Raw genomic sequence first — 24,084 nt, forward strand, 5'->3', positions numbered from 1 at the left:
TGTCCGATTCACATAACGCCCCCAAGCCTGCATCATCTACCCAAGCTGCCTCTGCAGAGGCAGACTTCCCGACGCGGGCCTTCGTAGCTTCACGTCCGGAGTTGCCCTCCAGCGCCCGCCCAATCCTGTGTGGGCGTCTTTTTTTGGGCGCTCGAACAAGCTCAGCGCGGTCGCCAAGCGCAAGGTCATTAGCAAATTGTAATCATCTGTTACAGTCGAGATTTTTTCGGCAACCGAAAAGCGGCGCCAGAGGCGCCCATGCGCATCGGAACAGGCAAGTACAAATGAAGAAACTGATTGGGGCTGCAAGCATTGCGCTGACCCTCGCAGGCTGTGGCGGATCGGGCGACAACAGTGACGGACTGGCGATCGTGCGCACTCCTCCCGCCACCACACCCACCACACCTACGACACCCACGGCCCCGACGACCCCAGTGACCCCGGCGGCACCCGACACCATCGCGCTTGGCTCAGGCTTCTACATCGGTACCTCTGCCGCCAGCGAGCGGTTCAACATCCTGGTGTTGGACGAGAACGTCTACTACGCCTTCTACGCGATGGCGGGCATACCGGACGTATCGACCGGGGTCCTGACCGGCAACTACAGCTCGGGCAGCGGTGCACTCACCACCAATAACAACGGGCTGGACTTCAATCAGGAGGCGGCTGGCTACAGCCTGACCGCAGCGAACCTGATGGCGGCCTACGTGCCGGGCAAGTCGATCCAGGCGCAGGTCACCTATCGCAACGGCAGGAGCACGGTCGTCAATGCCACCTACAGCACCGACTACAACTTCATCGCGACCACCGACGGCCTGAAGGGGACTTACTACGGGACGTCGAACGTCATTGACACGACCGGGATCGCGGCGGGTGCTGTAAGGCTGACCATCGACGCCAGCGGCAACCTCACGCTAGACGGCAGCGGCTCGGGCTGCAGCTTTACCGGGACCGCCACGCCGCGGCGCCAGGGCAAGGTCTACAACGTCGCCCTGCAGCTGACTGGGCCGAGTTGCCCTTACGCGAACACACCCATGAGCGGCATTGCCTACTACGACCCCACCACCACGCATAGCTTGCCCACGCCCGGCCAGATCTACCTGTTTGCGATGCGCCCCGACCGCCAGGTCGGGGTGATCTTCACTGGCAAGCCCTGAAGCGCAGCCTAGAGAAAGCGGTCGAGGATCTTGCGGCTGCCCTTGTCCAGGCTGGCCAGGTTGCGCACCAGGTAATGGATGCCGTGGCTGTCGGAGATCAGCAGCGTGGAGCCGGCGAGGCGGCGGATGTCTTCCTCGCCACGCAGCACCAGCGACGTGAGGCCGCGATCCGTCTCTACCTCCCAGGTGCTGGGGGTAGCGTAGGTCGACACCGAGCGGATGCGGCGGATCTCCGGCATGAATTCACGGCTGGCCAGCTCGGCCTCGATCATCTCGCGCACCGGGGCAGGCAAGGTATCCAGGCGAGGCAGCCAGGCCAGCTCGCGGCCATCGGCACTGACGAGGCCGACGCCGTCGTCGGGCGCGGCGATGGGGAAGGCGCGCACGGGAACGACACCATCATGCACAACGCCATCTGCCGTGGTCATCACCAGGCGGCCAAGGGCATTGCGGGAGAGCTTGAAATCGACTTGCTGCATGTGAGCTCCCATCCTTATTGCACGTTGACCGCATCGGCGGAGGTGAGATCCGCGTCGGCATCGACATTGCGGGCCTGCGCCTGGTAGAGCTTGTAGTAGGCGCCTTCGCGCGCCAGCAATTCATCGTGGTTGCCAACTTCCACGATCTGTCCGCGATCCATTACCACCAGTCGGTCCGCCTTGCGCAGCGTGGACAGGCGGTGGGCGATGGCGATGGTGGTGCGGCCTTGCACCAGGTTGTCCAGCGCCTTCTGGATTTCCTTCTCCGTCGTCGTATCCACCGACGAGGTGGCCTCGTCCATGATCAGGATGCGCGGATTGATCAGCAGCGCGCGAGCGATGGAGATACGCTGGCGTTCGCCGCCGGACAGCGCCTGCCCGCGCTCGCCCACGAGAGAGTCATAGCCGTGCGGCAGGCGCAGGATGAACTCGTGCGCATGAGCGGCGCGCGCCGCGGCGATGATCTCTTCGCGCGAAGCACCCGGCTTGCCGTAGGCAATGTTCTCGGCAATCGTGCCAAAGAACAGGAACGGCTCCTGCAGCACCAGCCCGATATGGCTGCGGAACTCCGAGACCGGCAGCGAGCGGATATCGACGCCGTCCAGCCGGATCGCGCCCTCGGAGACATCGTAGAAGCGGCAGATCAGGTTGACCAGCGTGCTCTTGCCCGACCCGCTGTGTCCCACCAGGCCAATCATCTCGCCCGGTGCGATCGACAGGTTGAGCCCGCGGATTACGGCACGGTTGCCGTAGCGGAAGCCCAGCTCGCGCAGCTCGATGGCGCCCTCCACACGCTCCAGGTGCACCGGCCGCGTGGGTTCCGGCACGCTGGAGACGTGATCGAGGATATCGAAGATGCGCTTGGCGCCGGCGGCGGCCTTCTGCGTGACCGAGACGATGCGGCTCATCGAATCCAGGCGTGTGTAGAAGCGGCTGATATAGGTGAGGAAGGCCACCAGCACGCCGACCGTGATCGCGTTGTGCGAGACCTGCCAGATGCCGAAGATCCACACCACCAGCAAGCCGATCTCGGTCAGCAGCGTGACGGTCGGGGTGAACAGCGACCACACCGCGTTGACCCGGTCATTGATGGCCAGGTTGTGCCGGTTGGCTTCGCGGAAGCGCTCCACTTCGCGCTTTTCCTGCGCAAAGGCCTTGACCACGCGGATGCCCGGGATGGTATCGGCCAGCACGTTGGTGATCTCCGACCAGATCCGGTCGATCTTCTCGAAGCCGTGGCGCAGCCGGTCGCGCACCAGGTGGATCATCCACGCGATGAACGGCAGCGGCACCAGGGTCACCAGCGCCAGCCACGGGTTGATCGAAATCAGGATGGCCGCCGTCATGACGATCATCAGCACGTCGGTGGCGAAATCCAGCAGATGTAGCGACAGAAATACGCAGATGCGATCACTTTCCGAGCCGATGCGGGCCATCAGGTCGCCCGTGCGCTTGCCGCCGAAGTACTCCAGCGACAGACGCAGCAGGTGCTCGTAGGTGGTGGTGCGCAGGTCCGCGCCGATGCGCTCGGACACCCGCGCCAGCAGATAGGTGCGAGCCCAGCCAAGGCTCCATGCAACCAGCGCCGCACCCAGCAGGCCGGCCAGGTACAGCTTGACCCGGTCGTAGTCGATGGGCAGCCCGTTTTGGTAGGGAATCAGCACGTTGTCCATCAACGGCATGGTCAGGTACGGCGGCACCAGCGTTGCGGCGGTGGACAGCAGCGTCAGCAGGAAGCCGGCCAGCAACTGGAAGCGGTACGGCCGGGCAAACCGCCACAGGCGCAATAGGGCCCAGGTCGACGGCGGCATTTCCAGGTCACGGCTGCATTGCGGGCATTGGTCGTCGTCCGGGGGCAGCGGAGCCTTGCAGGTCGGGCAGACCGCTTCGGCATCCAGATCCAGCCGCCCTGCCCGGCCTGAGGCCGACAGGTCGCGCTGCGCGTGGAACTGGTCGATCAGGCGCAACGCAGCCGGGTTGTGGCCCAGCGTGTAGCGCCAACTGGCCAGCAATCGCCCATTGTCTTGCAACTCCAGCGTGCCAACCCCCGCATGATCGGCGTGATGCAGCGATAATCCGGGCTGGATCGCCCATTCCTGCCAGTCTTTTTGCCCCGGCATGCGCGCCAGCAAGCGACGATCCGTCACAAGTACCCAGCCTTGGGTAAAATGCAGCTTTGCGTCAAGGTCGACTTCGAGCCAGGCAAGCACGGCTTCGCCAGCTTGCAGGCGGATGCCGAGTTCGTTACGCCACGGCTCGTTGTGGGCGTCGCTGTCAATCACGGGCAAGGAAGGTTGGGTCATCGTTGGTACGGCATGCTGCGTCCTTGGGCTATGGACATAACTTGAAACAATTTAGCGCGGGCGCGCCCTGGCGGCCCGCCGATTTGCCCGCAGTATACATAAGGCCAAACACACGGGCGCCCCTGATGCACTGCACAATCGCTTTTTAATCAAGAAAGTCAACCGGCTGACCGTTGTAACGTTACTGAAAGGTTAGGCTTCTATTTCTCGGGCACTCGCCCACTGCCTCAAGCTAAATCAATGAAAAAGAAGGACATTGAGATTTTCGATGTCATGTCGCTGCGCGGCCCGAATATGTGGACATATCGGCCTGTGCTGGAGGCGTGGGTCGATATCGGGGAACTGGAGGATTTTCCCTCCAACAAGATTCCGGGGTTCTACGAGCGCCTGTCGGCATGGCTGCCCTCGCTGGTCGAGCATCGCTGCAGTATCGGCGAGCGCGGCGGCTTCCTGCAGCGGCTCAAGGACGGCACGTGGCCTGGCCACATCCTGGAACACGTCACGCTTGAGCTGCAGAACCTCGCCGGCATGCCCGGCGGCTTCGGCAAGGCGCGCGAGACCCCGATCCGGGGTGTCTACAAGGTGATCGTGCGGGCCTGGCACGAGGATGTCACCCGTGCCGCCCTGTTCGCCGCCCGCGACCTGGTGATGGCCGCCATCGAGGACCGTCCCTATGACGTTCAGGAGACGGTGGATCACCTGCGACGCCTGGTGGACAAGCACTGCCTGGGTCCGAGCACTGCCTGCATCGTCGACGCAGCCGACGACCGCGACATCCCGGCGCTGCGCCTGTCCGAGGGCAACCTGGTGCAACTCGGCTATGGCAGCCGCCAGCGCCGCATCTGGACTGCCGAGACCGACCGCACCGCCGCCATTGCCGAGAGCATCTCGCGTGACAAGGACCTGACCAAGAGCCTGCTGGAATCCTGCGGCGTGCCCGTGCCCGAAGGCCGGCTGGTGGAAAGTGCCGCCGACGCCTGGGACGCCGCCGAGGACATCGGCCTGCCGGTGGTGGTCAAGCCCTATGACGGCAACCACGGCCGCGGTGTGTTCACCAACCTGACCACGCGCGAAGAAGTCGAGACCGCCTACGGCGTCGCCATCGATGAGGGCAGTGGCGTCATCGTCGAGCGCTTTGTGCTGGGCAACGAACACCGCCTGCTGGTGGTGGGCGGCCGCCTGGTGGCCGCCGCCATGGGCGAGACCGCCAGCGTGACCGGCGACGGCAAGTCGACCATCGACGAGCTGATCGAGTCGCAGATCAATTCCGACCCGCGCCGCGGCAGCACCGAAGACCACCCGCTCAACAAGGTACGGCTGGATTCGGCCGCGCGCCTGGAACTCAAGCGCCAGGGCTTTGACGCCACGTCCGTACCGCCCGAGGGCAAGCATGTGCTGATCCAGCGCAACGGCAACGTGGCCTTCGATGTGACCGACCGCGTGCACCCGAGCGTGGCCGCGCATGCCTCGCTGGCCGCCCGCATCGTGGGCCTGGACATCGCCGGCGTCGACCTGGTGGCGCAGGACATTTCGCGGCCGCTCGCCGAGCAGCGCGGCGCCATTGTCGAGGTCAATGCCGGCCCCGGCCTGTTGATGCACCTGAAGCCCTCCAACGGCGAAGCCCGCCCGGTGGGCCGTGCCGTGGTGGATCACCTGTTCCCGGCTGGCGAAGGCGACGATAACGGCCGCATTCCCGTGGTCGGCATCACCGGCACCAACGGCAAGACCGTGGTGGCCAAGCTGGTCGCACGCCTGCTGCAGCTCTCGGGCAAGCACACCGGCCTGGCTTGCAGCGACGGCCTCTACCTGGACCGCCGCCAGGTGCAAGGCGGCGACCGCGCCAACTGGGACGCGGCCCGCCGCATCTTGATGAACCGCGCGGTGGATGCCGCCGTGCTCGAGAACGACAGCGGCGCCATCCTGTCCGAAGGCCTCGCCTACGACCGTTGCCAGGTCGGCGTGGTGACCAATATCGATGTGCCCGACCACCTTGGCCAGTATTACGTCGAGGAAGTCGAGAAGATGTACAACGTGCTGCGCACCCAAGTCGACGTGGTACTGGACGGCGGCGTGGCGGTGCTCAACGCGCGCGACCCGCTGGTCGTGGAGATGGCCGAGCTGTGCGATGGCGACGTGATCTTCTTCGGCATGACGGCTGACCTGCCCGCCATTGCCGCGCATCGCGCGGCGGGCCGCCGTGCGGTCTACGTGCGCGACGGCAAAGTGGTGCTCGCCACCGGCAGCCGCGAGGTGCCGCTGGCCGATGTGGCCGCGATCCCCCTCACCTATGCGGGCCGCGTGGCCTTCCAGGTCGAGAACGTGCTGGCGGCTGTGGCCACCGGCTGGGCGCTGGGCATCTCCAACGACCTGATTCGTGCTGGCGTGGTGACATTCGATGTGGGCCAGGTGGATGTGCCCGGACGCTTCACGCTGTTCGAGCGCAACGGTGCCATCGTGGTGATCGACGACGCCCACAATGCACCCGCGCTGGAAGCGCTGGTGGCATCGCTGGAACGCTTCCCGAGCGAGCGCCGCGTGGTGGTGTACGGCGCCGGCGCGCCGCGCCGCGACGAAGACATGGTCAAGCAAGGCAAGGTGCTGGGCGCCGCGTTCGACCGCGTCTTCCTGTGCGAAGACACTTCGGTCAAGCGCGCGCTGCCGGACGCCGAGGCACGCGCGCTGCTCAAGCAGGGCCTGTATGAAGGACGGCGCGTGACCAAGATCATCGACGAGGGCTCGCGCCGCCAGGCGATCGAGGCCGCGCTCGCGCAAGTAGTGGCCGGCGACCTGCTGGTCCTGCAATGCGATGAGGCGACGACCCTGCCGACGATCGACCTGGTGCACCAGTGGATGGGCCAACCGGGCCGCCGCGCCTGATCCGCAAGGAAACTGATTTCATGGAAGTCTCACGTATCCGGGCCCTGCGCGGCCCTAACCTGTGGTGCCGCCACACCGCCATCGAAGCCATCGTTTCTTGCTCTGACGAGGCCCACACGCTGGCACAGCTGCCCGGTTTTGAAGAGCGCCTGCGCGCGCGCTTTCCCGAGGTAGGCCCGCTGCGGCCCGATGACAACGAAGGCGTGGTGTCGCTGGCGCACGCGCTCGAATGCGCGGCCATGCGCCTGCAAGCAGAGGCCGGCTGCCCGGTCAGCTTCAGCCGCACCGCGCCCACTGTCGAACCCGGCACCTATCAGGTGGTGGTGCAGTACAGCGAGGAAGAAGTCGGCCGGCTGGCGCTGGAACTCGCCGCCACGCTGTGCCGCGCCGCGCGCGATGACATGCCGTTCGACCTGGCCGATGCGCTGCATCGCCTGCGCGAGCTCGACGAAGACGTGCGCCTGGGGCCGAGCACCGGCTCCATCGTCTATGCGGGCGTGGCACGCGGCATTCCTTATCGCCGCCTGACGCAAGGCAGCATGGTCCAGTTTGGCTGGGGCAGCAAGCAACGCCGCATCCAGGCAGCCGAAACCGACATGACCAGCGCGGTCTCGGAATCGATCGCGCAAGACAAAGAACTCACCAAGAAGCTGCTGCACGCCGCCGGCGTGCCGGTGCCGATGGGCCGCTCCGTCTCGGACCCCGACGAAGCCTGGGCCGCCGCGCAGGAAATCGATGCGCCGGTGGTGGTCAAGCCGCGCGACGGCAACCAGGGCAAGGGCGTGGCGGTGCGCATCCGCACCCGCGAGGAAGTCATCGCCGCCTATGAAGTCGCCGCCGAGATCAGCTCCGACGTGATCGTTGAGCGCTATATTCCCGGCCACGATTTCCGCCTGCTGGTGGTGGGCAACCACCTGGTCGCCGCGGCCCGCCGCGATCCGCCGCAGGTCACCGGCGATGGCAAGCACACCGTGCGCCAACTGGTCGAGGAAGTGAATCGCGACCCGCGCCGCGGCGAGGGACACGCCACCTCGCTGACCAAGATCCGCTTTGACGATATCGCGCTGGCCACGCTGGCCAAGCAGCATCTCACCGCGGATGCGGTGCCGCCCAAGGGCACCCGCGTGGTGCTGCGCAATAACGCCAACCTGTCCACCGGCGGCAGCGCGACGGACGTCACCGACGATGTGCACCCGGACATGGCTGCCCGCGCCGTGGCGGCCGCGCGCATGGTTGGCCTGGACATCTGCGGCGTCGACGCGGTCTGCGAGACCGTGCTCAAGCCGTTCGAGGAACAAGCCGGCGGCATCGTCGAAGTCAATGCGGCGCCGGGCCTGCGCATGCACCTGCAGCCCTCCTACGGCAAGGGCCGTGCGGTGGGCGAAGCCATCATCTCCACGATGTTCGGCGACGGCGACGATGGCCGCATCCCCGTGGTGGCGGTCTCCGGCACCAACGGCAAGACCACCACGGTCCGCCTGATTGCCCACCTGCTGGCCGGCAGCGGCCTGCGCATCGGCATGACCGGCACCGACGGTGTCTACGTCAAGGGCGAGCGCATCGACACCGGCGACTGCAGCGGCCCGCGCAGCGCCCGCAATGTGCTGATGCACCCCGACGTGGACGCCGCCGTGTTCGAGACCGCGCGCGGCGGCCTGCTGCGCGAAGGCCTGGCCTTCGACCGCTGCGACGTGGCGGTGGTCACCAATGTGGGCGAAGGCGATCACCTCGGGCTGTCCTTTATCAGCACCGTGGAAGACCTCGCCGTGCTGAAAAGCGTCATCGTGCAAAACGTGGCACCGCACGGCATGGCCGTGCTCAATGCCGCGGACCCCATGGTGGTGCGCATGGCCGACGCCTGCCCGGGCGCCGTGACGTTCTTCGCGGCCGACCTCAACAACCCCGTGATGGCTACGCACTGCGCGCAGGGCAAGCGCGTGGTGTACGTCGAGGATGGCCATATCGTGGCCGCCGAAGGCGAGCATCAGGAGCGCATCGCGCTGTCGAGCATTCCGCTGACGCGCGGCGGCTCGATCGGCTTCCAGGTCGAGAACGCCATGTCCGCCACCGCGGCGGCGTGGGCACTGGGCATCGACTGGGAAGTGATCCGCCGCAGCCTGGCGACCTTCGTCAACGATGCAGCCACCGCCCCCGGCCGCTTCAACGTGTTCGACTACAAGGGCGCGACGCTGATCGCCGACTACGGCCACAACCCGGATGCGATCCAGGCGCTGTGCAACGCCATCGAAGGCATGCCCGCCAAGCGCCGCTCGGTGGTGATCAGCGGTGCCGGCGACCGCCGCGACGTCGATATCCGCCGCCAGACGGAGATCCTTGGCGATGTGTTCGACGAAGTGATCCTGTACCAGGACCAGTGCCAGCGCGGACGCGAGGACGGCGAAGTGCTGGCCTTGCTGCGCGAAGGCCTGGAGGGCGCGAAGCGCGCCAGCACAGTCGAGGAGATCCGTGGGGAGTTCCTTGCTATCGATACGGCGTTGTCGCATTTGCAGTCGGGGGATCTTTGCTTGATTTTGGTGGATCAGGTGGAGGAGGCGCTGGCGCATATTGAGCAGAGGATTGCTCAGGGGTGAGTTGGATAGCCTCGCGGTAAACAAGAAAGCCAGCCTCATCGGCTGGCTTTCTTGCATTCTGATTTTGATTGGCGTTGGTTGGTGTCTTGTACCCAACAGCCGTATGACGTTGATCTGCGGGGGCTTTGGTTTTTTTGTTGGCGGCGATGGCTTTTGGGTCCAAAAACCAACGCCGCCCAAATCCCCCCCTATCCCCCCTATCCCCCCCACCCCTAATGCCTCCCCGGCAACGACAGCCGCCTCTCCAACAACCGCTGCACATGCGCCAGCGCCGTACTAAGCATCCAATAAATAGCAGCCACGGCAAGATAAAGCGGCAACGGCTGGTAGGTCGCGGCAATCACCTCCTGCGCCGTGCGCAGCAGCTCCGTCACCGTGATCACAGACACCAGCGAGGTGTCCTTGATCAGGCTGATCAGGCTGTTCGACAGGCTCGGCACCGCCAGCCGCAGCGCCTGAGGACCGACCACGTAGCGCAAGGTCTGGCCTTGCGTCAGGCCCAGGCTGTAAGCCGCCAGCCACTGCCCGCGCGGGATGCCGAGGATGGCGCCGCGCATGCTCTCCGAGAGATACGCCCCTACGTTCAGGCTCAGCGTCAACACGCCCGCCGGGGTGGGTTCCAGCGCGATGCCGATGCCCGGCAAGCCGTAATACACCACGAAGATCTGCACCAGCAGCGGCGTGCCGCGCATGATGCTGACATAGGCCCGCGCGACGGCCTTCGGCACGGGCTGGTGGCTGATGCCCATCAACGCCACCACGGTGCCGATCACCAGCCCGAAGATCATCGACAGCAGCGCGAACTTGATGGTCAGCAGCATGCCCTGCAGCAACACGGGCAGCGATGCGGCAACGAGCTGGAGAGCGGACATGGAAAGCCCTGGCGGGAGGCCTGCCCGCGCTTATCTGGCCGGCTTGGTCACGTCACTGCCGAACCACTTCGCCGAGAGCTTGCCGAGGCTGCCGTCCTTGCGCATCTCGTCGAGCGCGCGGTCGATGGCCTGCGCAAACTTCGGATTGTCCTTGCGAAAGGGGATCGCCACCTCGGAATTGCCGCCTTCCACAATCGCGCCGGGCCGCAGCGGCAGGTTTGACGTCTTGATCAGGTAACCGATCATCAGGCGGTCGTTCAGCGCGGCATCCACGCGCTGCGCGGCCAGGTCGCGCAGGTACTCGGGCGCGCCCGGATAGGTCTTGACGTCGATGCCGGCGACCGACTTGGCCAGTTCGTTGTAGTTGCTGCCCAGGCTCACGCCGAGCTTCTTGCCTTTCAGGTCCTCGAGGGACTTGAACTGCCGGTTGTCATCCTTGCGCTGGATCAGTTGCGCCGCCGAATACACGTAAGGTGTGGAGAATTCCAGCACCTGCTTGCGTTGCGGCGTAACCGCGACCTGGTTGACGATCACATCGAACTTGCCGGCCTGCAGCCCGGCAATGATGCCGCTCCACTCGGTGGTGACAAACTCCGGCTTGACGCCCAGCTTGGCCGCCACGCCCTTCGCCACATCCACGTCGAAGCCTTCCAGCTGGTTGTTGCTGCCGCGGTAGTTGAATGGCGGATAGGTGCCTTCCAGCCCAATCTTTAGCACGCCGGCCTGCTTTACGGTATCGAGCAGGTCGGCGGCCTGCGCGGCGGCGCCGGCCGCCAGCAGCGAAACGGCGAACAGGGCGTTGAGACAGCCGGTACGAAGCGATCGCATATGTTCTCCAGTCAGCACAGCCGACGCGGACGGCGTCCGCAACGGTCCGGCAAGCGCCAACCCGGCGTTGGTCCGCCAAGCGCGCAAGCCGGCTTTTAGCCTAGCGCAATTTCGCGTCGAACAGCAATAACGATTCGCCCTGCCCCGCCCGGCTTACTGGAACGCCTTGTCGTTAGGATGGGCGTAGAGATCCTTCATATCGGCTGACAGCGGATAGTTCAGGTTGATGTTGCGCGGCGGAATCGGCGACTGGAACCACTTCTTGTACAACTGCTCGGCGCGGCCGCTGGTCATCAGGTCGGCGATCACGCCGTCGGCCAGCGCCTTGAACGACGGATCGTCCTTGCGGAACATGCAGGCGTAGTTCTCCGTCTGCAACGGCGTGCCCACCACGGTCCAGTCATTGGCGCTCTTGGCCTTGGTCAGCTCGCCGTAGAGCAGCGGCTCGTCCATCACGAAGGCCACCGCGCGCCCGGTCTCCAGGATCAGGAAGGACTGCCCGTGGTCCTTGGCGCTGATCAGGCTCATGTTCATGGCCTTCTCGCCATTCATCTTGACCAGCAGGCGCTCATCCGTGGTGCCAGCGGTGGTCACCACGTTGCGGTCCTTGAGATCCGGGAAGTCTTTCACGCCCGAATCCTTCTTGGTCAGCATGCGCAGCCCGTAGACAAACAGGCTGTTGGAAAACGCTACCTGCTTCTGCCGCTCCAGGTTGTTGGTGGTGGTGCCGCACTCGATGTCGATGGTGCCGTTCTGCATCAGCGAAATGCGATTCTGCGACGTGATCGGCACCAGCTTGATCTCGAGCTTGGGGCTTTGCAGTTGCGCCTTCACCTTGTCGACGATCTGCAGCAGGATCTCGTGCGAGTAGCCCATCACATCGCGTCCGTTGGTATAGGAGAACGGGATGGAGGACTCGCGATAGCCCAGCGAGATCACGCCGGTTTCCTTGATCTTGCGCAGCGTATCGCCGTCGGCGGCGTGCGCATTGCTGACAGCGCCTGCGGTGCCAGCCAGCATGGCAACCGCCAGCAGGCAGCGGGAGAATCGGTTGGAGTGGACCTGCGATTTCATATCGTTTTCTCCTTGGGTGGGAATGGCTCGAGGTACTGCCTGGTCGTGAAGCGGTGTTTCTCAGCGGTAATGCAAACGTAAAAACTGCCCCGGAACGCTGCCCATCAAGCCAGCATCCCGGCGAAATCCGTGTCTGCGATGGCCGGCTTGCGCCCGGCCAGGCCATCAGCCAGCAAACCCGCGCTGCCCATGGCCAGCGTGAAGCCAAGCGCGCCGTGGCCGATGTTGAGCCACAGGCCGCGCACGCCCGACCGGCCCACCATCGGCAGGCCGGTCGGCGTGGCCGGGCGCAGGCCCGCCCAGGGCTGCAACTGCTCCGGCTCCATGCCCGGCGCCATGTCGCCAAACAGCGCGCGGGTCTCAAAGGCCAGCGTGGCGATGCGGGCACGGTCGATGACGGTATCCGCGCGCACCAGGTCGGCCATGCCCGCCACGCGCAAGGTGTTGCCGATGCGGGCATAGACAATCTTGCGCGCAGCATCGGTGATGCTGATGTGCGGCGCGCGCTCGCCATCGCGAATTGGCACCGTGATGCTGTAGCCCTTGAGCGGCCACAGCGGTGCCCGCACGCCCAGGGGCTTGAGCAACGCCACGCTGCCGATGCCGCCTGCCACCACCACGGCATCCGCCCGCTCGATGCCGGCATCGGTACGCACGCCGGTCACGCGATCGCCTTCGCGCTCGATGCCCAGCACGCCGGTGCCAAAGCGCAGCGACACGCCAGGACGGTCACGCAGCAACTGTGCCAACGCCAGGCAGAAACGATGGCAATCGGCCACTTCCTCGCTCGGCGTGTGAATCGCCCCGGCAATCTCGCCGCGGATGCCGGCCAACGCCGGTTCCAGCGCCACGCACGCGTCGCCGTCCAGCGCCTGCTGCTCGCAGCCCAGGCTGGCCTGGTAATCGAGCAGGCGGCAGGCGGCATCGAAGCCGGCCGCGTCGCGGTGCACAATCAGCTTGCCGCGCCGGGCAAAGCCGAAGTCCACCGGCTGGCTGTCGACAAAGGCCTGCATCAGGTCGCGGGAGTAGAAGGCCAACCGCAGCAGCTTGCGCGTGGTGGCCTCGCTGGCCGAGGCATTGCAAGCGCGTGCAAACGCCGCCAGCCAGCGCCACTGCGCCGGGTCGCCCGATGGCCGGAAGCGCATCGGCGAATCAGGGCGCAGCAGCCACCCGGGTACCTTGGCCAGCACGCCCGGCCCGGCGAGCGGCGCCACATAGCTATAGCTGAGCTGCCCGCCGTTGGCGAAGCTGGTTTCCTCGCCCGGGCCGTCGTGCCGCTCCAGCACGGTCACCTCGTGCCCGTCGCCCGCCAGCCGCCACGCCGCGCTCATCCCAATCACGCCCGCCCCTACGATCACAACCTTCATTACCCGCCTCTTTGATCCGGTCCTTCTCGACCCGACACAGGGTAGACCACGCGGCCCGCCTTGCCCAATGCGAATACGTGCAAGAATATGTCTTTAGGCTATGGGTGCCGCTTTGCTGCAGCGCCCTCCCCTGCCACATGCGATTGCGTCAGATCGAAGTCTTTCGCGCGGTCATGCTGACCGGCACCGTCAGTGAGGCCGCGCGCCTGCTGCACGTCTCCCAGCCGGTGGTCACGCGCGTGCTGCAGCATGCCGAGGCCACGCTCGGCTTCCGTTTGTTCGACCGGGTGAAAGGCAGGCTGCAGGCCACGCCGGAGGCCGGCGCGCTGTATGGCGATGTCGAGCGGCTATATGGCGAGATCGAGCGGGTGCGCCGCGTCTCCGAAAGCCTGCGCCACAAAGGCGCCGGCCGCCTGCGCGTGGCGGCCACGCCCAGCCTGGCCAATCCGCTGCTGGTGCCAGCCGTACGCCGCTTTTGCGCGCGCCATCCCGACACCCAGGTGCAGGTACTGACCCACCACACCGACGAGATCGTGCAAGGGCTGCTGGCTAACCAGATCGACCTGGGCTTCGCCTTCTCGCCACCACGCCACGAAGCCATCACCAGCGAACCGGTAGCTGGTGGCCAGATGCTGCTGGCGGTGCCGCGCGGCGAGCCGCTGGCGGCCCGTGGCCGGCGGGCCGACGTGCCGATGCACAAGCTGGTTGAGCGTCCCTTCATTGCCTACGACGACAACAGCTCGCTTGGGCTGCTGGTGCGCCAGACGCTGGCGCGCAATGCGCTTGAGCCGCGTTCCACGCTGGAAGTCCAGACCTATTCGCTGGCGCTGGCACTGGTCGATGCCGGCCTGGGCCTTACCTTGCTCGACCAGTACACCGCGCTGGGCGCAAACCCGCAGCGAGTTTCGCTGCACGAGGTCAAGCCCGCGTTGCCTTTCGAGATCCAGTTGCTGCGCGCCAGCCACCGCGGCAGTTCCAGCCTGGCCGACGCGATGCGCGAACAGTTTGCCGCCGCCGCACGGGAACTGGCTGCTGCGCTGCCGCAGCGACTGGAAGCGCCGGCGGTCAGTTTTGAGCATGCGCCTAGATGAAACGTCCCGCCGCCCTTGCGGAATTTGACAGTACCGTGCGCCGTGCACCATCATCAAAGTGCCTGAACGGTGCTTTCCCAAACCTATGTTCGCCCTGACCCTGCTTCTCCTCATCCTGATCAGCGCCTTCTTCTCGATTTCCGAGATCGCGCTGACCGCATCGCGCCGCACCAAGCTGCAGACGCTGTCCGAGCGTGGCGACCGCCGCGCCACCAAGATCATGCTGCTCAAGGAGGAGCCGGGCAACTTCTTCACCATCGTGCAGATCGGCGTCAACAGCGTGGCCATCCTGGCCGGTATCGTCGGCGAGAAGCATGTCTCCGACCTGTTGCAGACGGCGCTGCTGCCCTACCTGGACGTGGTCACCACCCAGCGCATCGCCAATGTCGGCTCCTTCCTGATCGTCACCCTGCTCTTTATCCAGTTCGCCGACCTGATCCCCAAGCGCATCGCCATGACGTTTCCCGAAGCCTGCGCGCTGGCGGTGATCGGGCCGATGCTCACGCTCATCAAGATCTTCAAGCCACTGGTCTACGTCTTCAACGGTGCCGCCAATGCCACGCTGCATCTGTTCGGCGTGCCCACCAAGCACATCGACCAGATCACCTCGGAGGACATCGCCGCCATGGTCGATGCCGGGGCGGAGGCCGGTGTGCTGCACAAGCACGAGATCCACCTGATCGAGAACGTGTTCGAGCTGGACGCGAAAAGCGTCACCGCGGTGATGACCCCGCGCGACGATGTGGTCTACATCGGCCTGGACGAATCCCCCGACAGCCTGCGGCGCAAGCTGGTCAACTATCCGCACGCGCAGTATCCGGTGTGCGGGCACAACCTCGACGACGTGCTGGGCTACATCGATTCGAAGGACATCCTGCAGCTGTTCCTTGCCGACGATTCCACCGGCGTGATGGGCAACATCGGCAATATCGGCAAACACCACGACAAGAACGTGCTGGTGATCCCGGACACGCTGACGCTCACCGAATCGCTCACGCGCTTTCGCGAGATGCACCAGAACTTTGCGGTGGTCATGAACGAATACGGGCTGGTGGTGGGCATCGTCACGCTGGACGATATCGTCGGCGCGCTGATGGGCAACATCATCTACTCCACCGAGGATGAACAGATCGTGCGGCGCGACGAAAGCTCATGGCTGGTCGACGGCGTCACGCCGCTGGTGGACCTGAAGAAGGCGCTGGAGCTCGACGAGCTGCCCGGCGAGGATTACGTCGACACGGCCGCCGGGCTCGTCATCTACACGCTCAAGCGGATCCCGAAGAAGTCGGAAGCGATCGAGGCTGCGGGATTCCGCTTTGAAGTGCTGGACATCGACCATCACAAGATCGATCAGTTGCTGGTTTCGCGGCTGCCGCTGGCGGCGCCGTTCCAGCCGTAAGCGCGCGGCGATACCGCTCGACCGTGCCGGGCAGCTGGAACACCACGATCCACGTGCCAACCACCACCACCGCCGCGGCGGCGACCGCGCCCAGGCGCAGCGGCGCCAGGCGTTCCGGTGCATGCAGGGTGGCATAGGCGGTGCCCAGCAGCACGATCCAGGCAAAGCCGAGCGCGCAGCCCGCCAGCACGTCGGACAGCCAGTGCATGCCAAGGTAGAGCCGCGACAGGCAGATCAGCGTCACCACCACCGCGGTCAGCGCCACCACCGGCATCCGTACCCGCCACGGCTGGCGCAGGCACAGCAGGAAGGCCAGGAAGCCATAGGTCACCATGCTGCTGGTGGCGTGGCCGCTAGGAAACGAGAACGACTCCAGGCCGCCGTAGATGCTGGCCGGCCGGCTGCGCTCAAGGGCAAGCTTGAGCACCATCACGCAGGCGCGCGCGCCAACCAGCGCCCCCACCCAGTAAGCTGCCGCCACCCAGGCACGGCGCCATGCCAGCCAGCCAAAGACCGCCACGCCCACCGCCACGGACACCCGCGCGCCACCCAGCTCGGTCAGCGCCACCATGGCCGTATCCAGCCAGCCCTGCTGCCACGCGCGAAGCTGCGCGAACACCGCCTGGTCCACCTGCACCAGCGGCGCGCCTTCGGCGATGGATTCGCCCAGCCACAGCAACGCGGCTGCGCAAGCCAGCAACAACACACCGCCTGCCGCCAGCAGGAGCAGCTCGACGATATCGCGCTCCAGCATGCCGGCTACGCGCGGCCACGGCTGCGTGTCCCGCGTCCGCAGCGCATCGCGGGCACGCAAGCGCGCGGCATCGAGCCTGCGCACCAGCGGGCGGATCACCAGCAGCAAGCCGCGCACCACACAGAGCAGCAACAACGCGAACAAAGCGAGAAGGCCCACCACGCCCAGCGCGGTTGCCGGCGTGAGCCAGGACGCGCCAGCCGGCTGGACGGCCGCGAGCGCTTGAACGGGAGCAGCCACCATCGGCTCAGCCCCCTGCCGCCATACGCGCGATATTGGCGCGTGCCGGCGCTTCGCAATCGGCAAAGGCTGGCGTGAGGAACAAGTGTGGCCGCTGCGCCATCGCCTGCAGGAACGCGATCCGCCGCTGCATGAATGCCGCGTACAGGGCATCGCCAGACAGGCCAGTGCGATTGGCCAGCAGCGCCTTGTTTTCCTCGAACACAGCGACAGTCCACGCATCGAATTCCGCGTCGGGCGCAGCCAGCCGGGACAGGTCCAGATCCAGCACCGCCTCGGACTCCGGCACCGATGCACGATGCCCGCAGGTATCCATCACGATGCGCGCGGCCAGCGCTGTCACCGCCGCATCGACCCCGCTCACCATGGTCTCGATCAACGCGGCCGACGCCGCTTCGTTGTGCTCGCAGCCCGGCACGTAGACCGCGTCGTGGAACAGCACGGCAAGCGCCTGCGCGGGCGCGAGCGCAATGCCGCGCGCCTGCGCCAGCGCGAACATCTCCAGCACATGGCGGCGATCGTGGTAGTGGCGGTAAGGCGCGTCGTAGCAGGCCAGCACCTGCAACACCGTCGCGCGCGGCAAGAAGTCCAGGCAAGCCAGCGCAGCCGGCCAGTCCGGCGCGAAACGCGCTTGCGTGCCCTGCGGCGTGTCCACGTTTTCACCGAACACATCCAGCGGCCGCACCCACAAGCGGGAGCGGTCCCGCATCGACTCGTACACCACCACCTGCGACAAGTCAGACTCGATCACGCCGAGGCCAACCATGGCATAGGCGCCGCCCTTGTAATGGCGATAGGGCATGCCGTGGAGATAGTCGGAGGACCCATCTGCGCCGGGCACGGCGTGCGGGGAAGACTGGCAAGAAGACTGTGTCATGAGCGGCTGTTCAAATCGGAGCAGCGTCATGATAGTGCATTGACTGCGCGGGGCCGCTTGCGGGCCCCGCGCGGGTGCGCAGGGTTGACTGCGTGGTTGGCTACGCGTTGGCTACATTACTTGCGATGCGTGCGCTGACGCATTGCGCCAGGTTCAGCCATCTTCGGGTCCTTGAGAGACATCTCCTGCACCTCGCTCTCCTTGCTATGCCGTTTCTCAATGCGGATGTTCGGGGATGGCCGCTTCGAATTGGAGTGAGCGTTCCGGCTCATGCCTTACCTCCATTCTGGTCGACGTGGCGGTTGCCACTTAACCAATATAGAGGTCTGGCGGCAGGTTGCCATGTCCGGCGCGCTTCGCAGGCGCCACCACCGTCATCGATTACGCCGCTAGCCCCGATCCTGCACCTCGACACCAGTCGGGGTGGGTAGGCGGGCGGGCGCGAGGCAAGGTTGGCGTACCGGCGAAAAGGATCCGGCGAGCCCGAAGGCTCCCCTGCCCAGGCCCGCCCAATGAAAGCAGGCAGAGGCATAACGGACGTAAAAAATCGCCCGATGGCGACTGTCCGCCTTTTCGTTCGGGACGCCAATCCCGGTCGCTGTGGTTGCGGCGATGAGCAAAGTATATCTGCGTGGACTAGCAGGCTCGGCGCGCAACTTGCCAGCCATAGCGCCGGCAACACGAACGCACCCCAAAGCAAAAGCCCCACGACTCTGTGAGGAATCGTGGGGCTTTGCGTACTGCTGGCGGAGAGGGTGGGATTCGAACCCACGGTAGGCTCGCACCTACGCCTGATTTCGAGTCAGGTACATTCGACCACTCTGCCACCTCTCCGGTAACTGGGTCGCTTGTCGCGAAGAACAAGATTATAGAGGAAACTACATTTCCACCGCAAGCCCCTCGCGTGAAAATTTACGCCTCGGGCTCCAGGCGCGTCAGGCCGCCCAGATACGGCTGCAATGCGGCCGGCACCGTCAGCGAGCCGTCGGCGTTCTGGTAGTTCTCCAGGATCGCCACCAGCGTGCGGCCAACCGCCAGGCCGGAGCCGTTGAGCGTGTGCAGCAGTTCCGGCTTGCCCTGGCCTGCGCGGAAGCGGGCCTGCATGCGGCGGGCCTGGAAGTCGCCCATGTTCGAGCAGGAGCTGATCTCGCGGTAGGTGCCCTGCGCGGGGATCCACACTTCGAGGTCATAGGTCTTGGTGCTGCCAAAGCCCATGTCGCCGGTGCATAGCACCATGGTGCGGAACGGCAGGTCCAGCTTCTTCAGGATGGCTTCTGCATGGCCGGTGAGCTGCTCTAGCGCTTCGAACGAATGCTCGGGCTGCACCACCTGGACGAGTTCGACCTTGTCGAACTGATGCTGGCGGATCATGCCGCGCGTGTCGCGGCCGTAGGAGCCGGCTTCCGAGCGGAAGCAAGGCGTGTGGGCAACGAAGCGCAGCGGCAGCTTGTCGCCGGCCACGATGGCGTCGCGCACGATGTTGGTCAGCGGCACTTCGGCCGTGGGGATCAGGTAGAAGTTCTCGGTGCGCTCGCCACCTTCGCTGTTCTCGCCACCGACCTTGCGCGGCACCTTGAACAGGTCTTCCTCGAACTTGGGCAATTGGCCGGTGCCGCGCATCGAGGCGGCATTGACGATGTAAGGCACGTACATCTCGGTGTAGCCGTGCTCAAGCGTATGGGTGTCCAGCATCAGCTGCACCAGCGCGCGATGCATGCGTGCGATGCCACCGCGCAGCATGGCGAAGCGCGAGCCCGTGACCTTGCTCGCGGTATCGAAATCCAGCCCGAGGCGCTCGCCCACGTCGACGTGGTCCTTGACCTCGAAGTCGAAGCTGCGCGGCGTGCCGACGCGGCGCACTTCCACGTTGCCGGTCTCATCCCGGCCCACCGGCACGCTTTCGTGCGGCAGGTTGGGGATGGCTTCCATGATCTCGGCGAGCTGGGCCTGGATTTCTTCCAGGCGCGCGGCCGAGGCCTTGAGGGCATCGCCGATGCCGCCGACTTCAGCCATCACCGCCGAGGCGTCTTCGCCCTTGCCCTTGAGCATGCCGATCTGCTTGGAGAGGCTGTTGCGGCGCGCCTGCAGTTCCTCGGTCTGGGTCTGCAGTTGCTTGCGCTCGGCTTCGAGTGCCTGGAAGGCCGCTACGTCGAGTTGGAATCCGCGCGTGGCAAGGCGTTGCGCCACGGCGTCGATGTCTTTGCGGAACAGCTGGATGTCTAGCATGTTGCGTGTGAGGGCAGGTGCATTGGCCAGCGACATGCTGGCGGATCTGGCATTTTACTGTACTGGCCCGGGCCCACGCCGATCCGCTGGCTGGAGAACAAGCTGGCGGATCGCCCGTTGTTCGCGGGGACGCGCCGCCGGCCAGGGGCGATGCGCGTTATTGCGCTCCGCCGCCCTCGCCGCCGCCTTCGTCCCGGCCCTTGCCTTTGCCCTGCTGCCGCAGCCACTGCGCGTCAAGATCGCGCAGGTGGCGCAGCTTGTCGCCGATCTTGCCTTCCAGCCCGCGCGGCGTGGGCTTGTACCAGCCCGGGCGCTTGAGGTCGTCGGGGAAGTAGTGCTCGCCGGCGGCGTAGGCTTCGGGCTCGTCGTGCGCATAGCGGTAGGCGTGGCCGTAGCCCAGCTCTTTCATCAGCTTGGTCGGTGCGTTGCGCAGGTGCACCGGCACGCCGCGCGACTTGTCCTTGGCCACGAAGGCGCGCGCGGTGTTGTAGGCGTTGTAGCCGGCATTGGACTTGGGGGCCACGGCCAGGTAGATCAGGGCTTGCGCCAGCGCGAGCTCGCCCTCCGGCGAGCCTAGGCGCTCGTAGGTCTCGGCGGCATCCAGCGTGATGCGGGCGGCACGCGGATCGGCCAGGCCGATGTCCTCCCACGCCATGCGCACGATGCGGCGCGCCAGGTAGCGCGGATCGGCACCGCCGTCGATCATGCGGCAGAACCAGTACAACGTGGCATCGGGATCGGAGCCGCGCACGGATTTATGCAGCGCGCTGATCTGATCGTAGAACGCGTCGCCGCCCTTGTCGAAGCGGCGCAGGTTCTCCGACAAGGCGCTGCCGAGCAGCGCGTTGTCGATGACCGGCGCGCCGGCACTGCGCGCGGCGCGCGCCACGATCTCGATATTGTTGAGCAGCTTGCGGCCATCGCCATCGGCCGAGGCCACGATCAGCTGCAGCGCCTCGTCCTCCCACTGCAGGCCGCCCAGCTCTTCGCTGGCGCGCCGCGCCAGCTGCGTCAGCTCGGCGTCGTCCAGGCTCTTGAGCACGTAGACCGCGGCGCGCGACAGCAAGGCGCCGTTGACCTCGAATGACGGGTTCTCGGTGGTGGCGCCGATAAAGGTGAACAGCCCGCTTTCCACGTGCGGCAGGAAGGCATCCTGCTGACTCTTGTTGAAGCGGTGCACCTCGTCCACGAACACCAGCGTGCGCCGTCCGTGGGCACGGTATTGCTCGGCGCGCTCGACCGCCTCGCGGATGTCCTTGACGCCGGACAGCACCGCCGACAGCGCGATGAACTCGGCGTCGAAGGCTGTGGCCATCAGCCTCGCCAGCGTGGTCTTGCCCACGCCGGGCGGGCCCCACAGGATCATGGAGTGCGGCTCGCCGGACGCGAACGCCACCCGCAGCGGCTTGCCAGCGCCAAGCAGGTGTTGCTGGCCGATCACCTCATCGATATTGCGCGGGCGCAGGCGCTCGGCCAGGGGTTGTTGGGAACGATCGGGAGCTTCGGAAAACAGCGTGTCCGCCACGGTATTCAGGCCTTTAAGTCAGGTCAGGCGCGCACGGTGCGTGCCCGCTGCGCCTAGGAACCTGACAGTGTAGACCATCGCGCGCGGCCGGCCGCGCAGCCCGCTACGGCTAGCGAATCAGCGCGCGGCGCGCTCACTGCGCGTGAAGACATCGAGCACGCCAGCGCGCTCGCTGCCCACGCGCGTGCGCCAGGCCGCCACCGCGCCCGCGCCGGCATCGCGTAGCGCCTGCCGCACCGCCGGGGCGGGATTGTCCTGGATGGTCACGCCGTTGGCCCGCATGCGCGTGGTATTTTCTTCCAGCCGTGTGCCCAGGCGCGCCCACTGCTTTTGCTCGGTCGCCTGCGCGGCTGCGTCTACCGAGGCGCGCAAAGCGGGCGGCAAGGCCGCGTACGCGGCCGCATTGACCGTGGTGAACGACAACGGCATCGCATAGCCGATGGCCGTGAAGTTGGGCAGGTAGTCCCACAGCTTGCGGCCCGCGCCGCCGTCGCCGGAAGACAGCACCGCGTTGACCGAGCCGTCCTTCAGGCGCGGCATCGCGTCGGCAAACGACAGGTTGGTCGGCTGCGCGCCGGCAGCACGCATGACTTCGGTGGACGTCTCGTCATAGGTGCGCACCGAAAGTGCGCGCAGGTCCGTCAGCGTGGCAACCGCGTTGCGCGACCACAAGCCGGTGGGCGGCCAGGGCGTAACGTAGAGCAAGTGTTGCCCCTGTGCCTCGAAGGCGCGCGCATAGTCGGCGCGGGCCAGTTCGGCCAGGCGCCTGGCCGAATCCACCGAGGTGGCGACGAACGGCAGCGACGACAGCAGGAACAGCGGATCGACCGCACCCAGCGCGCCGCCGAAGGCATCGCCGCCCTCCAGCCGCCCTTCTTTCACCGCCGCCGGCATCTGCGCGGACTTGACGCCCGCGCTGGCGTCAAAGCTGGGCTTGACGTCGATCGCGCCTGCGGTGCGCGCCTTGACCTCGTCGGCGAAGGTAGCCAGCCCTTCACCAGGCATGGCGCTGGCCGGGTATTCGGTGGCCATCCGCCAGGTGGCCGCAGCAGCCGGCTGCGCCCAGGCCAGGTTTGCGCCACAGGCCAGCAAGGCTAGCAGCAGGCCGCGGCGCAGGCATTGGCGGCGCAGCAGTTGGGATGCGCACTTCGGGGAAGCAAACATGATGAGAGTCCTGGAATCTTGAGGTAATGAAGCCGTGAAGCCGTGAAGCTATGAAGCTGTAAGGCGGTGGCGTCGAACAAGTAAGCAAGTAAGCCGCCAGGGCCCTGGCGGTGCGCTCAGCCGCGCCGGAACGCCACCACGTCGTCCACCTCCACGCGAATGCCGATGTGCTCGCCGAGCGCATGGTCGTGATGCGAAGGCACCAGCGACAACACCTGGCCGCCGCCGGCCAAGCGTAGCGTGTACAGGATCTCGGCACCGCGAAAGGCCTTGTGCAGGATCTTCGCGCGCAGCGGGCTGTCATCGTCGTGCACGATATCGTCGGGGCGGATCAGCACATCGACCTCTGCCGTTGCGGGTGGTACGCCCAACGGCTCGCTGCTATGCAGCGTGCCGAGTTCCAGCACGACCGAGTGCGGGCTGGCAAGCTGCCCCGGCATCAGCACGCCCTGCCCGATGAAGTCCGCGACCACGCGTGTGGCCGGCCGGTGATAGAGGTTGTGCGCGCTGTCCCACTGCTCGATGGCGCCGGCGTGCATCACGCCGATCTCATCTGCCATGGCAAAGGCTTCGTACTGGTCGTGGGTGACCAGAATGGCGGTGGCGCCCTGAGCTTTAAGGATGTCACGCACCTCCAGGCTCAGGCGCTCGCGCAGGTCGATGTCGAGATTGGAGAACGGCTCGTCGAGCAGCAGCAGCTCCGGCTTCGGTGCCAGTGCGCGCGCCAGCGCCACGCGCTGCTGCTGGCCGCCCGAGAGCTCGTGCGGGAACTTGCCGCCGGAACCGGCCAGGCCCACCAGCGTGAGCATTTCCTCGACCCGCGCCGCGCGTTCGCCGCGGCGCACGGCATGCAGCCCGAAGGCGACGTTGTCCGCCACGCTCAGGTGCGGGAACAAGGCGTAATCCTGGAACACCATGCCGATGCGCCGGTGCTCGGGCGCCACGGCAAACCCCGGCGACGACATCACCTGCCCTTGCAGCAGGATGCGGCCTTCGCGCAGCGGCTCGAATCCGGCGATGGCGCGCAGCACCGTGGTCTTGCCGCAGCCGCTGGGGCCGAGCAGGCAGGCGATGCTGCCGCGCGCGAGGGTGAAGGACAGGTCGTTGACAACGCGCTGGCTGCCGAAGCCATGGTGGATGCGATCGACCTCGATCACAACATCGGATCGTGCTGGCATGGATGAATTGGAATGCGGGTGGCCTGGCATGCCGAGCATTATATGGACGCAGGCCCTGTATGTCTGTCACATGCGTATGCGT

The 24,084-nt window shown here is 66.0% G+C and carries 16 protein-coding genes, 1 tRNA gene and 1 pseudogene; 5 read left to right on the forward strand and 13 right to left on the reverse strand.

The features are described from left to right. Nucleotides 1-284: 284 nt before the first annotated feature. Entirely contained in the window at nucleotides 285-1,157 is an 873-nt protein-coding gene (locus AC1RQK_RS16905; RefSeq protein ID WP_492809952.1) for a hypothetical protein, read from the forward strand. An 8-nt stretch (nucleotides 1,158-1,165) separates the two neighbouring features. Here the strand turns inward: AC1RQK_RS16905 and AC1RQK_RS16910 are convergent, their stop codons facing one another. Together AC1RQK_RS16910 and AC1RQK_RS16915 are read right to left on the reverse strand one after the other, a co-directional pair. Next, a complete protein-coding gene (locus AC1RQK_RS16910) occupies nucleotides 1,166-1,636 on the reverse strand; it encodes a cyanophycin metabolism-associated DUF1854 family protein (protein WP_144409738.1) in 471 nt (156 codons plus the stop codon). A gap of 14 nt (nucleotides 1,637-1,650) precedes the next feature. After that, on the reverse strand, nucleotides 1,651-3,939 hold the full coding sequence (locus tag AC1RQK_RS16915) for a cyanophycin metabolism-associated ABC transporter (protein ID WP_492373959.1): 2,289 nt from the start codon (nucleotides 3,937-3,939) through the stop codon (nucleotides 1,651-1,653). A 240-nt stretch (nucleotides 3,940-4,179) separates the two neighbouring features. On the opposite strand from AC1RQK_RS16915, the gene cphA (AC1RQK_RS16920) reads away from it, so the two are divergent. Both cphA (AC1RQK_RS16920) and cphA (AC1RQK_RS16925) read left to right on the forward strand, forming a co-directional pair. Further along, nucleotides 4,180-6,816: a cyanophycin synthetase gene (gene cphA, locus AC1RQK_RS16920; RefSeq protein WP_492373958.1), complete on the forward strand. Its 2,637-nt coding sequence runs from the start codon at nucleotides 4,180-4,182 to the stop codon at nucleotides 6,814-6,816. Nucleotides 6,817-6,836: 20 nt separating this feature from the next. Further along, nucleotides 6,837-9,407 carry a cyanophycin synthetase gene (gene cphA, locus AC1RQK_RS16925; protein ID WP_492809955.1) on the forward strand — a complete coding sequence of 857 codons (2,571 nt, stop codon included), beginning with the start codon at nucleotides 6,837-6,839 and terminating at the stop codon, nucleotides 9,405-9,407. A gap of 212 nt (nucleotides 9,408-9,619) precedes the next feature. Here cphA (AC1RQK_RS16925) and AC1RQK_RS16930 read toward each other — a convergent pair whose 3' ends face one another. The 4 genes from AC1RQK_RS16930 to AC1RQK_RS16945 form a co-directional block, all read right to left on the reverse strand. Then, nucleotides 9,620-10,279, reverse strand: coding sequence for an amino acid ABC transporter permease (locus AC1RQK_RS16930; protein ID WP_174423239.1), 660 nt, complete (start codon nucleotides 10,277-10,279; stop codon nucleotides 9,620-9,622). A gap of 30 nt (nucleotides 10,280-10,309) precedes the next feature. Beyond that, nucleotides 10,310-11,107: a transporter substrate-binding domain-containing protein gene (locus AC1RQK_RS16935; protein ID WP_492376696.1), complete on the reverse strand. Its 798-nt coding sequence runs from the start codon at nucleotides 11,105-11,107 to the stop codon at nucleotides 10,310-10,312. 153 nt (nucleotides 11,108-11,260) lie between these two features. Beyond that, the gene (locus tag AC1RQK_RS16940; RefSeq protein WP_492376697.1) at nucleotides 11,261-12,181 is read right to left on the reverse strand and encodes a glutamate/aspartate ABC transporter substrate-binding protein; all 921 of its coding nucleotides are present in this window, start codon (nucleotides 12,179-12,181) and stop codon (nucleotides 11,261-11,263) included. Between the two features lie 104 nt (nucleotides 12,182-12,285). Continuing rightward, the gene (locus AC1RQK_RS16945; RefSeq protein ID WP_492809958.1) at nucleotides 12,286-13,548 is read right to left on the reverse strand and encodes a D-amino acid dehydrogenase; all 1,263 of its coding nucleotides are present in this window, start codon (nucleotides 13,546-13,548) and stop codon (nucleotides 12,286-12,288) included. Between the two features lie 137 nt (nucleotides 13,549-13,685). On the opposite strand from AC1RQK_RS16945, the gene AC1RQK_RS16950 reads away from it, so the two are divergent. Beyond that, nucleotides 13,686-14,639, forward strand: a complete 954-nt coding sequence (locus AC1RQK_RS16950) for a LysR family transcriptional regulator (RefSeq protein WP_492376699.1) — start codon at nucleotides 13,686-13,688, stop codon at nucleotides 14,637-14,639. Between the two features lie 85 nt (nucleotides 14,640-14,724). Continuing rightward, the gene (gene paeA / locus AC1RQK_RS16955; RefSeq protein WP_492809960.1) at nucleotides 14,725-16,038 is read left to right on the forward strand and encodes a polyamine export protein PaeA; all 1,314 of its coding nucleotides are present in this window, start codon (nucleotides 14,725-14,727) and stop codon (nucleotides 16,036-16,038) included. A 157-nt stretch (nucleotides 16,039-16,195) separates the two neighbouring features. Here the strand turns inward: paeA and AC1RQK_RS16960 are convergent. The 7 genes and pseudogenes from AC1RQK_RS16960 to AC1RQK_RS16990 form a co-directional block, all read right to left on the reverse strand. Beyond that, nucleotides 16,196-17,035 (reverse strand): annotated as a pseudogene (locus AC1RQK_RS16960) (phosphatase PAP2 family protein); the annotation flags it as partial. Nucleotides 17,036-17,039: 4 nt separating this feature from the next. Next, on the reverse strand, nucleotides 17,040-17,909 hold the full coding sequence (locus tag AC1RQK_RS16965) for a DUF1653 domain-containing protein (RefSeq protein ID WP_492809962.1): 870 nt from the start codon (nucleotides 17,907-17,909) through the stop codon (nucleotides 17,040-17,042). 744 nt (nucleotides 17,910-18,653) lie between these two features. After that, a tRNA-Ser gene (locus AC1RQK_RS16970) sits at nucleotides 18,654-18,743 on the reverse strand. 78 nt (nucleotides 18,744-18,821) lie between these two features. Beyond that, the gene (serS, locus tag AC1RQK_RS16975; RefSeq protein ID WP_492809964.1) at nucleotides 18,822-20,135 is read right to left on the reverse strand and encodes a serine--tRNA ligase; all 1,314 of its coding nucleotides are present in this window, start codon (nucleotides 20,133-20,135) and stop codon (nucleotides 18,822-18,824) included. A gap of 157 nt (nucleotides 20,136-20,292) precedes the next feature. Further along, the gene (locus tag AC1RQK_RS16980) at nucleotides 20,293-21,660 is read right to left on the reverse strand and encodes a replication-associated recombination protein A (protein WP_174423246.1); all 1,368 of its coding nucleotides are present in this window, start codon (nucleotides 21,658-21,660) and stop codon (nucleotides 20,293-20,295) included. Between the two features lie 117 nt (nucleotides 21,661-21,777). Further along, nucleotides 21,778-22,824, reverse strand: a complete 1,047-nt coding sequence (locus AC1RQK_RS16985) for a TRAP transporter substrate-binding protein (RefSeq protein ID WP_492809966.1) — start codon at nucleotides 22,822-22,824, stop codon at nucleotides 21,778-21,780. A 116-nt stretch (nucleotides 22,825-22,940) separates the two neighbouring features. Then, complete coding sequence (locus AC1RQK_RS16990; protein ID WP_492809968.1) at nucleotides 22,941-24,002, reverse strand: ABC transporter ATP-binding protein; 1,062 nt, start codon at nucleotides 24,000-24,002, stop codon at nucleotides 22,941-22,943. Nucleotides 24,003-24,084 lie beyond the last annotated feature (82 nt).

This window comes from Cupriavidus sp. GW822-FHT02D05 (assembly GCF_058802485.1).

Bases quoted from the DNA above. Each gene is read 5' to 3' on its own strand.
- AC1RQK_RS16940 (WP_492376697.1), bottom strand. From the start codon at position 12,181: ATGAAATCGCAGGTCCACTCCAACCGATTCTCCCGCTGCCTGCTGGCG.
- AC1RQK_RS16950 (WP_492376699.1), top strand. From the start codon at position 13,686: ATGCGATTGCGTCAGATCGAAGTCTTTCGCGCGGTCATGCTGACCGGC.
- AC1RQK_RS16910 (WP_144409738.1), bottom strand. From the start codon at position 1,636: ATGCAGCAAGTCGATTTCAAGCTCTCCCGCAATGCCCTTGGCCGCCTG.
- AC1RQK_RS16990 (WP_492809968.1), bottom strand. From the start codon at position 24,002: ATGCCAGCACGATCCGATGTTGTGATCGAGGTCGATCGCATCCACCAT.
- serS (WP_492809964.1), bottom strand. From the start codon at position 20,135: ATGCTAGACATCCAGCTGTTCCGCAAAGACATCGACGCCGTGGCGCAA.
- AC1RQK_RS16945 (WP_492809958.1), bottom strand. From the start codon at position 13,548: ATGAAGGTTGTGATCGTAGGGGCGGGCGTGATTGGGATGAGCGCGGCG.
- cphA (WP_492373958.1), top strand. From the start codon at position 4,180: ATGAAAAAGAAGGACATTGAGATTTTCGATGTCATGTCGCTGCGCGGC.
- AC1RQK_RS16985 (WP_492809966.1), bottom strand. From the start codon at position 22,824: ATGTTTGCTTCCCCGAAGTGCGCATCCCAACTGCTGCGCCGCCAATGC.
- paeA (WP_492809960.1), top strand. From the start codon at position 14,725: ATGTTCGCCCTGACCCTGCTTCTCCTCATCCTGATCAGCGCCTTCTTC.
- AC1RQK_RS16935 (WP_492376696.1), bottom strand. From the start codon at position 11,107: ATGCGATCGCTTCGTACCGGCTGTCTCAACGCCCTGTTCGCCGTTTCG.
- AC1RQK_RS16915 (WP_492373959.1), bottom strand. From the start codon at position 3,939: ATGACCCAACCTTCCTTGCCCGTGATTGACAGCGACGCCCACAACGAG.
- cphA (WP_492809955.1), top strand. From the start codon at position 6,837: ATGGAAGTCTCACGTATCCGGGCCCTGCGCGGCCCTAACCTGTGGTGC.
- AC1RQK_RS16930 (WP_174423239.1), bottom strand. From the start codon at position 10,279: ATGTCCGCTCTCCAGCTCGTTGCCGCATCGCTGCCCGTGTTGCTGCAG.
- AC1RQK_RS16965 (WP_492809962.1), bottom strand. From the start codon at position 17,909: ATGACACAGTCTTCTTGCCAGTCTTCCCCGCACGCCGTGCCCGGCGCA.
- AC1RQK_RS16905 (WP_492809952.1), top strand. From the start codon at position 285: ATGAAGAAACTGATTGGGGCTGCAAGCATTGCGCTGACCCTCGCAGGC.